9 protein-coding genes are annotated in these 9,719 nt (G+C 41.2%); 3 read left to right on the top strand and 6 right to left on the bottom strand.

What is annotated here, in order from left to right:
- Nucleotides 1-510: 510 nt before the first annotated feature.
- The gene (locus tag AB6E08_RS10810; RefSeq protein WP_017101937.1) at nt 511-1,128 is read left to right on the top strand and encodes a hypothetical protein; all 618 of its coding nucleotides are present in this window, start codon (nt 511-513) and stop codon (nt 1,126-1,128) included.
- Between the two features lie 22 nt (nt 1,129-1,150).
- Nucleotides 1,151-1,477, top strand: coding sequence for a hypothetical protein (locus AB6E08_RS10805; RefSeq protein ID WP_017101938.1), 327 nt, complete (start codon nt 1,151-1,153; stop codon nt 1,475-1,477).
- A 245-nt stretch (nt 1,478-1,722) separates the two neighbouring features.
- On the opposite strand, the gene AB6E08_RS10800 is transcribed toward AB6E08_RS10805, so the two are convergent.
- Together AB6E08_RS10800 and AB6E08_RS10795 are read right to left on the bottom strand one after the other, a co-directional pair.
- Entirely contained in the window at nt 1,723-3,099 is a 1,377-nt protein-coding gene (locus AB6E08_RS10800; protein WP_372064301.1) for a DEAD/DEAH box helicase, read from the bottom strand.
- Complete coding sequence (locus AB6E08_RS10795; RefSeq protein ID WP_017101129.1) at nt 3,093-3,623, bottom strand: hypothetical protein; 531 nt, start codon at nt 3,621-3,623, stop codon at nt 3,093-3,095. Before AB6E08_RS10795 ends, AB6E08_RS10800 begins: the two co-directional genes overlap by 7 nt.
- A gap of 102 nt (nt 3,624-3,725) precedes the next feature.
- On the opposite strand from AB6E08_RS10795, the gene AB6E08_RS10790 reads away from it, so the two are divergent.
- Complete coding sequence (locus tag AB6E08_RS10790; protein WP_017101128.1) at nt 3,726-4,046, top strand: helix-turn-helix domain-containing protein; 321 nt, start codon at nt 3,726-3,728, stop codon at nt 4,044-4,046.
- A gap of 25 nt (nt 4,047-4,071) precedes the next feature.
- Here the strand turns inward: AB6E08_RS10790 and AB6E08_RS10785 are convergent, their stop codons facing one another.
- Genes AB6E08_RS10785 through AB6E08_RS10770 form a run of 4 tightly spaced genes read right to left on the bottom strand, consistent with a single transcriptional unit; the run spans nt 4,072 to nt 9,635 of the window.
- A complete protein-coding gene (locus AB6E08_RS10785; RefSeq protein ID WP_017101127.1) occupies nt 4,072-4,530 on the bottom strand; it encodes a hypothetical protein in 459 nt (152 codons plus the stop codon).
- Nucleotides 4,527-6,572, bottom strand: coding sequence for a hypothetical protein (locus AB6E08_RS10780; protein WP_017101126.1), 2,046 nt, complete (start codon nt 6,570-6,572; stop codon nt 4,527-4,529). Before AB6E08_RS10780 ends, AB6E08_RS10785 begins: the two co-directional genes overlap by 4 nt.
- The gene (locus tag AB6E08_RS10775) at nt 6,572-8,317 is read right to left on the bottom strand and encodes a hypothetical protein (protein ID WP_017101125.1); all 1,746 of its coding nucleotides are present in this window, start codon (nt 8,315-8,317) and stop codon (nt 6,572-6,574) included. The genes AB6E08_RS10780 and AB6E08_RS10775 overlap by 1 nt, the downstream gene beginning before the upstream one ends.
- Nucleotides 8,310-9,635, bottom strand: coding sequence for a site-specific integrase (locus tag AB6E08_RS10770; RefSeq protein WP_017101124.1), 1,326 nt, complete (start codon nt 9,633-9,635; stop codon nt 8,310-8,312). The genes AB6E08_RS10775 and AB6E08_RS10770 overlap by 8 nt, the downstream gene beginning before the upstream one ends.
- Between the last annotated feature and the right edge of the window lie 84 nt (nt 9,636-9,719).

Here is a 9,719-nt window from a genome sequence, read left to right as displayed (position 1 = left end):
AAGAGAAGCTGCTTAATAAGCAAGCAAATGATGACAACTACCTTGAAAAACACCGAGAGTATGATTTGACTCGCGAAAAGTATCTCGTATCGATGACAACCGTTGAGATAGCTCTTACTAATTGATTGCATTGCATCTTACTGCATATGAAAACATTAATGCCTCACCAAAGTCGCTTTAGTACTAATTTAATTTGTGATAATGAGTTGAGTATTGTAGGAGGACAAAGTTTGTTCAGTTCCAATAAAGTCAGATCATTTAGGTGAAGCTCTCATGAGAGAACAAGCCTCAGCAGAGCATCTTTGCAATAGATAACTTAATGAATTGGCTTAAAGTCAGACTCGAACCATTAACTTTTAAAAGAAGTGAGAAGAGGGATTATTCCTTTTTTTACAAGTCTACTTACTTTGAGCTCAGTGCTATTGTTAGTATGTGTACTATCTGACTGATTGCATAGGTAAAAGATGCTAGTATTATCTGCAACAAAGGCATTATGGGAGAGAAAGATCCATGTTTAATTATGGAAACTTTCCTCTTAATAAACTGTTAATTGATGGGGTAAATATGGATCACGACAATAGACTGCATTTTGTTATCTATGGGGCTGGTTCAGTGTATGTGCTTATTCAATATTTAGGCTTTACAGCTGAGGAAGCAACACTTAGCCAAGGTGTAGCTTCGGTTTCAGGTTCGATCGAACGACCTGAGCTATTACCTTGGTTCTTGATTGTTATTGGCGTTGTTTGCGCATTAATACTCATTGTTCGTGGGATGGTAGGGTTTTTCTCTAAGTTTAAAACTAATGTTTTAAATGATGCGCGACTATTGAGAAAGGCAAAAGAAGAAGTGAGAGAAAACACAGGTATCGATTATCCAGTGGGTAAGGTCGATATTAAGTCCCTATTTAATCCTACTGCTTTATTAGGTATGTGGATGACCTCTAAAGGGACGTATAGCAGATATCTTTCAGTAACACTTAATCCAATTACATACCTTTGGCTGTTGCTTGTTTCATTGATTAAGACATTTTTGGTAAACGGCGGTTTCTATTTGTATTTTACGCCTCTACTGTTTAGTGCTGTTCCTCTAATGCATGGCTTATGGGCTATACGCAGCATATCAATTTAACAAATAAGGATTAAGGTGTTGTATGAACATTAAATATCAATATGCAAAATGTAGAGTCGCGGACGGGATTCAAGAGTTATGTGTTTCTCCTGGTGATGTTAGAAGTCGTTTACTTGCAGCAAATGATGCAATGTCTAGCTTAGATACATCGCATTTCCCTGAACACTTGCAGCCGAAGTGGGACAGCATTATGAGTATGATGACTAAGTATGGCCCTGCTAAAAATTTCGAAGGTGTGATCTGGCAAGGTGCAGTGGCACATACAATGAGAAAAATTAAGAATGTGACGGGAACTAAGATTGCAGCTTCTTTGTGGGAGTTACATGAAATGTTGCAAACTGATAGCTGACTTATAACAAATAAGGGTTAAGGTGTTGCGCAGCCAACACTAACCCCCTGAGTATTGAACAATCCTGAAGCGACCCTATTAAGTCAATTGTTCTATTTAGCTTGGTAGGTACATAGCCTTGTGAGCTGCGCCTTCAATACAGGACATCAAGTTAAGCGTCATTCCATACTTATAGTTATTCATAAAAATGCAAATTTAGTAAAGGCCCTAACAAGCTTCTGTCTAAAAAACCTAGAGTTGCTTAATTAAGAGTTCAAAAAAGCTGAAATTACGCGTTGTTTAAAAGCCCCTAATCGAAGTTCATCTTGTGCGTTAGAACCATCAACTGGGTTCGAACTGCCATTAATGATTGCGGTCCAGTTCAACTTGCTTTCAGGTGCTGACGCTCTGTCGAATAATTCATATCGACCATTATTAGAGAGATTTCCTAAGTCGTATTCAAGCTCATCTGCTATTTTGGCGAACATACATGATTCAGGAATGTCCTGCTCAATCCGCTCTGCAAACTCTATTAAGCTTTGCTCTGCAAAAGTGAATAACCACGCTTGCTGATTCATAGAGCCATTAACTCGAAGAATCCGTCCGAGTACCTGCCTAAAGTACAGCTCTGTTTTAACCGAACTCATGTGACAACAAACTTGAAGACGAGGAATATCAGTACCTTCACTGATCATTCCTACACTAACAATCCATTGAGTATTGTCTCGACGGTAACGTTCAATTTCATCTAAAGGTTCTTCATGCCGGTAAGTCACGATTGAGACGGTTTGTGAGTACTTTTCATAGAGTATCTTTTTAATGGTTTGAGCGTGGTAAACAGACGAAGCAACAACTAACCCACCGGCATTAGGGGAGTGGTGGCGTATCTCCGCGAGCTTTTTGCAACCAAGGTCAAGCAAGTATTCCATTGCCTCTCGATTATGAATGACACTTTGGTACGAGGTTTTAGTTTGCTTAAGCATCTCAAGTATCGAGGAGAATGATTCAACTTTCTCATCGCTAGTTACTGACAAATGTTCATTATCAACCAATACGATTCTCGGGTTTCTACAGACATTATCAGCTATTGCCTGCTTTAATGTGTATTGGTAGTCAACCAACAACTGCCCGTCAGGGCTGTTATATTCGGCCATCACGATAGGTAAAGAGTCTGAACGCCAAGGAGTGCCTGACATCGCCAGAGTATAGGTAGCTAACTCTTGAACTTTTGTTAGGACTTGTTGGCCCCAAACATTCGCATTTTCAATCTCTGAGCCTGAGCAATGGTGTATCTCATCAAAGACGACGAACACTCGGTGATTACGAAGTGTCTTCCAAAATTCATCATTGAGAAATTGAATGGATTGGTATGTGAGTGATTGTCCGATAGAGCCTAGCCCACCATTAAAGGTGCAATTAAGAGTCTGTGAAAAGGTTTTTTTTATACCATCAGAAACTGTTAATGATGGAGAGAAACATAATACAAGATTGACCAAACCGTCTTTTAGCAATTTTGATGCGATAGTGGCGGCAAGTACGGTTTTTCCAGCCCCAGGGGTTGCTTGGCAGAAAAAGTGTTTTTGGTTTTTTCTATATTTTTGTAAGGCTTTCTCTGAGCACTCTAGTTGCCAATGTCTTAACACGGTTGGCAATCTTCTGAGAGGGTTTTAAGAACATTCGTCAACCCATTCACCTTTCCAAGTAGGTGTGCTGAACGCTCTTTTGCTTGCTGTAACAGTGGGGTTAACTTGCACTCAAGCTCAGGGAAGCGAGACCTTAATGACTGGTATTCTTCAATTTCACCAAGCACGATCTCCAATTCACCTTTGTATTCATTACTCTCTCGAAATAACACGGAATAATCCGTTGCGCACTCTTTTATAGAAGCGGTACGTGTGGCTTTTTTTCGAGGCGCTACCTGGAGATCTCTAAATTGTTCGGTTTGAAAGTACTTTTTGTTTCTTCCTTCACCTTCACTTCGCAACCACCCCTTTTGTTGATATTGCCATATTTGGCGATAAATCTTCTTCCGAGCTTCATCCAGGTTTTGTGTACCTTTTTCAATATTTAATGAAGCATCCCTTGCTTCCACAACAGAAAAACCATCCATTCTTTTTTCAATCAACAACTTGTGCATTTCTGCGCAGATTTTCGTAGAACGTTTCATGTATTGCTTATATCACTCAAATACTAAGGATTGCTTAGTATACAGAAATCAGTAAAACTAAGAAAATCTTAGTTATATAGAGCTTAGAGATATGAAGCATCAGTGTCGTTCAATAATCCGTTACCAATACGCCTCAAAGAAGCGCGTAAAAAAGCAAACCTCTCTCAGAAGGCTTTGGGAGTTCGTATAGGTATGGATGAAGGTTCTGCTAGTCCAAGAATGAATCAGTATGAGAAAGGGAAGCATACACCGGATGCTCAAACCTTGAAGTTAATTGCTGATGAGCTTGGAGTGCCATTGAGCTACTTTTTTTGTGAGGATGTTGATTCTGCAGAGCTTGTCTGCTTGATAGATAAGTTGAATGAGGTCGACAAGAAAAACCTTATCGACCACATTAAGAAAAAGCTTGAAGGTATTGAGTAAGCTTTAGTATTCCTCAACTCAACGATTACTTAATCGAAACAACCTTGCTTCGCTTTAGTTGAGCTAACTCTTCACGTAATTGGGAGTTTTGAAACTCCAAATCTTCTATATGAGCCAACGCTTGAACCAGCTTATCGTTAAGGTGGTGCTGTGAAGCAGCGAACAGGGCTAGTTTCTCTCTCTCAGCCTCATACTTAGCCTTAAAGTTTTCCTTGATACGTTTCTGCTCTTTGAGCTTAGTGCGTACCGTCTGTATCTCTGGCTGAACGATCTCGCCTTGGCCTTCTGCAATATCAGCTTTAGTTTTTTTAACTTTTTCTACAAACTCAGGGTAGTAGTAGCCGCTGCCATTACCCAAGTTAGCCTCTTCCTCAACAGCGCGTACACTGAGCTTACGGTGGGTAGGGATACGCTTTGGTTTTCCTTGTTTAATGCGCTCTAGGGCTGCTTCTAGTTTTAGGAGTGTGTTCTCGCTCTTGCTCATAAGTTAGCTACCTTCAAATCAGGTTCAAAAGGGGTAAAGGGCATATCAAAGTCAGCCATGACTTTCTCTGCGGCTCTTACTTGAGTGACATAGTGGCTATGTTCACTTATCGAAATTTCTTCGCCAGATTCCATATAAGCAACTAGACTGCGGTGTTTTTTCTGCCACCACTTAGCCTGCTGCTCGTCAATGATGCTACTTCCTGAACCACAGTCCACACAGAACTGGGGAGTGACCACTCCGTCCATATCGCAGTCATAACCAGATTTGCAATAGCTGTGCATTGAACCATGTAGCGTCAACTTACCATCCTTTACGGCTTTATAGATAACATCCCATGAGCTATAAATGGTCGGCACATCCCCTCGCATTTTCATGATCGCTTTTCCATGAGTGCCAGACAGGGTTTCATCTGAATGCCACTGTTTAAAGATTTTATTGGCTGTGGTTTCTGCATTGATTTCATCAAGTGCCTTTTGAACTTGCTCGTCCACTTTCAGATCTCGTAGGCTCGCCAGCTTCCCACCGTTCGTATACCACTCTGTCATTGCAAGGTAGAGATGCTTGAACTGCTGTTTGAGCGCCACTAATGTCCCTAGACGGTTTTTGATGCAGTAAAAGGCCAAGGTACGCCTGAACTGATGAACTGTCATGTGCCATGGGTTTCCAACGATTACATCTTGTTTTACACGATTTAATGAACGAGGGTTTGATGCTAAGCATTCTGCGAAATCCTCTTCAGTTACAATGAAGTTGAACTGATTACAAAAACGCTGTAGTCGGTGATTCCAGCCAGTAATCAATGCGGGTGGCTTGGAGCGGTATGATTTATTTACCCAAATAGAGTCTTTGTATTTTTTATCTGGATAACTAACTTCTTTCCGCCATTCTTCAGTTAGTGTGGCCATTAACTCTATTGCAGTTTTAGAAGATGAGGCGGTAACCCATGTTTCTCTTTTATGCCCTAACTTAAAAGTATGAGATTGCAGCATGTGGAAATCACGTCCTTCAAAGCTATCCTTGTAATAACTTTTAGGCGTTAATTTATCGATTTCGGAATCTCGCATACCGCTAAAACCCCCACAAATGATATAGCAAGCATTAGTTAATTGACCCCAGTAGCGCTTAAAGTCCGTTCCACTTTTCAGTCTAATACTTGGTACTTTAGCGGCTAATGGAGCGATGAGGTCTTTGACTTTATGTGGTTGTAACTCTTGAGCGGCGGAAGTGAATTTTCGTTTGTCAATGCTACCGTCCTCATTCATGAATGAGTAATGGTTCCCTTGCTTTATTCTTTCTTCAAGATTGCGCACTCCCTTAACATAGTTATCCTGTAGAGACTTCTCAATATCTAATATTAATTGTCTATATGGGTGAGCTCCATTGACCAGTTCTATGGCTTTTCCATAAATGGCATCACATAGACGTTCAGGGATAACAAGAGTTTGCTGCGCTTCAATGAAACTTATCCGTCTTGCTTCTGTTTTTGACTTTATTGGATTGAGTCCAAGCTCAAGCTTGTGCCATGACTCATCATTTATAGCGGCATTTAATGCAACAAAAGTTGACTCGATAGTCCCTTGGGCATAGTTACCCTCTTGTAAAAAGTGCTCAAAATCACTCCAAACCATAGATAAAGAAAGACATTTTAGTGACTTATGGTTGTTCCTTTGTAAGAAACGATAAACCACTTTTATATTGTCAAATCGAGTTCGTACACTTGAAAACTTGAGTGCTTTTTTCTGCTTTGGACTTTTGTTAAATAGCCAGCCATAACTTAGCAATTTTAGTTCCTGTTGTAGCTCAGGGATATTGTCAAACTCTTCTGTGCTTAGGTTGTTCCTGCTCTTTTTTCGCGAGAAAGGCAGGCAATCCCAATTGTTCTGGCCAAAGTTGGCGGTAACGTTTCCGTCTTTATCCTTGCAGATGACGATGGTATCTAGCTCTTCATATCTTTTCTCATGGTAGAGCGTTACTACATCAACATCCGTGACCTTATTCTGCTGTGGAAAGTCGGGTAAATAGAGTTTAGATGTATCCATTATCCTACCTCGACTGGTGATTTTGAAATTAAGCTTAAAACTGATTCGTTGTCGCTCCATGCAGGGTGCAAACCATCATCATCAAGTTTGGCTTCTGCCTTTCTCAATATCTGCTGATTTATGCTTGGTAGTATTTTTTGCTCGATAAAATGTATGATGTTTTCAAAGTTTTTTTTATAATGGCTGGCATCCAAGTGAAGGAACAGTGATTCTTCAATACAGGCTCTGAATGAGAGCAGGCACCAGATATCTGATACCGACTGAACAATCACTTGGTCTGGGCAACCAAAGCACCCTAGTAGGTCTGCACAGGCTAATCGCTCTCCCTCCTTTGCAAGCCCTTGTGCTTGAGCTTTCTTGGTGTATTTCTGGGACTTTCCACCGAATGGAGATGCGCAACTGCCGCCATTAGAAGTACGGCTCAAATTGGGAAGGTTAATCTTGTTTTCTTCCTCGATAATCAGTACCTCAATACCGAGGTTTTCCTGAGCTTGCTTGGTGCTGACGCTGCTCTTGACCTGTTCTTCCCGAATTAACATCGTATCTTGCATCATGCCGTTATTGGCCTGCTTATTTCCCTCGCTATAGTGACGCCGACGAGTGCTGGGCGTGTTGTTAAGCATGAGGTCATTAACCATTTCCCCCTGATGGTAAGCGGTTAATTGGGAGCCAGTTTCACGAAATCGGCTAATGTTAGGGCGTAAACGCCTTCCAACTTGATCTGTAAATGTGAAGTTTTTTTCGACCCAGAGTTTGAGAAATGCCTGTAGAGTTCTGCTCTTTAATGGTTGTATCTTTTTGGATGCAATCGTCTGAAGAAGAGTTGCTTGCTCGCTGGTACTTATTATTCGTGAAGCTTTCAGTAATTTGTCGAAAAAAGTCATGGCATACTTGGGGATCTCTAATTCATGCTCACCAATTTCAATTTGAATGGTTTTAAATGCGCGACGTTTGAAAGCTGGCATTGTGTACCAGACTTCACCAGTAAATATCGAAGCATTGTTTGGCTGTCTTAGTTGCAATAGAGTGCTTGTGTTGGCATAGGTGTAATAAGACAATAAGTAGGCGGCAGTACACATCATCTTAGATATACCTCCACAAAGTTGATATTTTTCACCTAGCCATTCAAAGGTCATAGTCGGTGTAACCTTTGACGCATGAATGTGCTTATCAGGGGCTTCAATAAACTGTGAATAGGTTTGATTGAAAAGACGCCTTAAGAAAGGGAGCAATTGATTTAAATCGCTACGTGTGTAGCTCTCAAACGGTTCTCGATCGCTGTTGTCCATGATAATCACGTTATTAAAATAATAGTGTGGTAAATCAAGGTATCTAGTGAATAGGGAGACCATATTTGCTCGTCTAACTTTATATGAACTACGTTTTATTTCCCCCAACATGACACGAACTTGTATGTGCTCCATGTAGCCTTCTAATGAGTGTTGGCTAAAAGCTGCATAATTTTCTTTATCGCACCATCGAAGGTACTGTGATAATTCACTAAAAACCCCATATAGAGATTTATGGCTAGAACCTTCATCCATTTTTTCACTAAATCTGTCTTTTAATCTAAGAGCAAACTCTCTACGGTTAGCATTCTCGAATTGATGGCTCTGCTGTAGTTTGTGAGTTGGAGGAAAGCCTTTAAATAAAAGGCGATTAAAGTCAGCTAAAGCGTTGTTGTACGCATTAAGATTAAAGCAAAGTTCTGGTTTCCAGTCAGAAAGGTAGGTAGGTTCAGTCATCGTTACCACCTAACGCATCGTGCATAATCGCATCAAGGATGCCATACTTCACTTTGAAAGCCTCTTTGCGTTTTAGAAAGCGTAAATACTTCCAAGTCGTACTTTCATCTTTATGCCCCATCCAACCCATCAGAAGCTCCATACAGTCGACAACGGGCAATTTAGCCTCTAGCAAATCATTGAGACGATAGGTGGCATAGGTGGCGCGTAAATCATGGAAGCGATGGGAAAATGATGGCTCTACCTGTTTTATTTCTGCCCTGAACTCAATCCATCGAGCTTCAATGGATTTACCCGTAGCAGGGTTGCCTTGTTGGCTAACAAAAAGTGGTTCGTGACGATCACAACGCTCTAGTGTTTCAATGGTCTTCTGGGTGAAGCTGACAGCATCACTGTGTAATTGTTCTATTTTCTCGTTAAGCCTAGTAACACGCTTAAGGCGTCGCTCTGAAATTCGATACTCATTCAACGACTGGATCAAATCCGATGAAATCTCGACAGTCCGAGTTTTTAAGAACTTGGTTTGTACGCCAGTAGAGCGGGGGCATAACAGAATTTCAAAGCGATGCTCGCTCTCAGCAAGCGGGGTTGCAGTGTCTAGCGCATCTAGAGTTAGGGTTGCCACTTCTTCAACCCGCATTCCTGTATCAATTGCAAGCAAGGCTTGTAGGCGCAACTCTTCAGATGTTTGTGGAAGGTGTTGAGTTAAAATACTAAGAGCATCACGGCTTAATGGGGATAGTGGCCTGATGTTTTTACTATCTGCATCCCTCGGAACCTTTATGCGTAAATCACTGGTCTCAACAATGAAAGTTGGGGATATGTGGGCAAGCATCCCACTGTTCTGAACAGAGACAAACTCCATTTTGAATGGGGCTTCCTTCTCATTCTTTACGCGTAGGTAACCATCATGCAGTAGCCACTTATAGTAATTGACGATTTGGTTCATACGAACACTGGCAGTGCTGTGTGCAAGCTCGCCTTGCTTTATTTGCTTGAGCAGGTGAGAGCGGTACAGGTAAGTTGGTTTGAGCCGTTTGACTGGCGGGAATTTATCCCAGCGTAGTCCCTTGTCCTCAAGAAATTGGTAATAGGCACGCAGTGCCTGTGCGCAGGGAGATAGGTCTTCTGCCTTCTTTATTGCCTTGAGATAAAACAGGTAGCTGTTGGCTTCGTGATTGAATACACCATCTTGCGAAAAGAGGGTTGGCAGCGAACCGATATTGTCATTGGAGGGGAGGCAATGGAATGTACCATTATCCAGTTTTTGTAGCTCAGTCTCTTTGAAAACATCGCTGGAGTGTACAAGGTATGTCATAAATTATCCTGAAAAATATCACCGTCCATGTATACAGTATGGACAGTGATTGATTATTTTCCAGATTTATTTACGTGTGTAAGA

The organism is Vibrio sp. 10N.247.310.24, from assembly GCF_041467175.1.
GTDB classification, from domain to species: Bacteria; Pseudomonadota; Gammaproteobacteria; order Enterobacterales; family Vibrionaceae; genus Vibrio; species Vibrio tasmaniensis_A.
The sequence above is the reverse complement of the archived record's forward strand: the minus strand, read 5'-3'. Positions and strand labels throughout refer to the sequence as shown.